The 884-nt window shown below is 54.5% G+C and carries 2 protein-coding genes; one reads left to right on the forward strand and one right to left on the reverse strand.

Features of this window, described 5'->3' with window-relative positions; all coding sequences use genetic code 11:
* A partial coding sequence (locus EI28_RS12685) for an acylphosphatase (RefSeq protein WP_048115406.1) occupies nt 1-275 on the reverse strand: 275 nt, incomplete at its 3' end.
* Between the two features lie 57 nt (nt 276-332).
* On the opposite strand from EI28_RS12685, the gene EI28_RS12690 reads away from it, so the two are divergent.
* The gene (locus EI28_RS12690) at nt 333-845 is read left to right on the forward strand and encodes an ArsR family transcriptional regulator (protein WP_048114892.1); all 513 of its coding nucleotides are present in this window, start codon (nt 333-335) and stop codon (nt 843-845) included.
* Nucleotides 846-884: the final 39 nt, after the last annotated feature.

Here is an 884-nt window from a genome sequence, read left to right on the forward strand (position 1 = left end):
CTCCCGGAATTACTTTCGAGGATGGTAAACCCTTCGGTCTTCCCGCCGCGCAGATTCTGGACATCTACGGAATCTATTTGAGATAATGGTGTCCCTCTGGAAACGGCCTCCAGAAATTCCTCGAAGCGGTCGCCGGATGCGTGGATCTCGACCTCGCTCCCGAGGTTTTTGACCGTCCCCGCGATCCCGAATTCCCGCGCTTTTGCATAGACAAAGGGACGAAACCCGACTCCCTGAACGATGCCCCGGATGATGATTGTGCCACTGGTACGCATTGAGATTTCAGCAAAAATTTATGGAGTTATACCACCATATAACAATAGGGTATCGCAGTGACGGGACATATTAAAATTCTTAACGATCCGGTTGAACTGGTTCCTCTTCTCATAACGTTCAATAATGCCGATTATAAAAAGATCTACGAACTCCTGAACAAGGCCTGGCTGACCGAGGAGGATCTGGCGACGTACGCCGGCTCCTCGACGGTGACCGAGTGCCTCTCTATCCTCAAGAAGGGAAACCTGATCGAAGAGCAGTGGCGGATGCCGAAGCCCGGAGAGAAGCCGACGAAGGAGTACCGGGCGACATACAGCAAGTTCCGGGCAAGTTTCCAGTGTTCCATGGGCGATATCGGGGATCTGCTGCACATCGCCGTCTCGAACGACGAGGGTCTCCGCACGATTGTGGACTCGGTGCAGCAGGAGATCGTGGCCGGGACCACCTCCATCGGCGATATATCCCGAAAATACGGGGTCAGCCCCACCTTCATCAAGGGGCTGGCGAAGAGGATCCCCGGTCTCGACGTGAAAGGGCAGGGAATGGTGCTGCTTGACCGACTTCACTGACGATCCTCTTTACGTCATCCTGCGCAGTAAACGGGAGGC

Origin of the sequence: Methanoculleus sp. MH98A, assembly GCF_000691865.1 — an archaeon.
Lineage (GTDB): Archaea > Halobacteriota > Methanomicrobia > Methanomicrobiales > Methanoculleaceae > Methanoculleus.